1 protein-coding gene is annotated in these 285 nt (G+C 46.5%); it reads left to right on the top strand.

All coding sequences use genetic code 11. From position 1 onward, the window contains the following. Nucleotides 1-95 precede the first annotated feature (95 nt). On the top strand, nt 96-285 hold a 190-nt coding region (locus A3751_RS19325; RefSeq protein ID WP_197466527.1), incomplete at its 3' end, for an AI-2E family transporter.

The raw sequence follows: 285 nt of genomic DNA, 5'->3' as shown, positions 1-285 counted from the left end.
TTTAGCTCATGGGGCGTTAACGATATAAAAGCCTCAAAGTCGCGTACAGACCCTGCATCAGTCGCCATAACCTTGACGCNCTCGCCAGCCTGCCTGTGGTCGTTACCGCACTAATCTACCTTGTTGTTGTACCGATGCTTGTTTTTTTTATGTTGAAAGATAGGGATGTGATCCTTAGTGGGGTCTCTAAAGCTCTACCCAAAAATCGTCGCCTGATTACACAGGTATCGTCGGAGATGAATCAACAATTCGCAAATTATTTGCGTGGTAAGGCGGTGGAGATTC

The sequence above is a fragment of the Oleiphilus sp. HI0080 genome, assembly GCF_001635135.1.
Note: the sequence above shows the minus strand (reverse complement) of the source record. Positions and strands in the feature narration are given on the sequence as shown.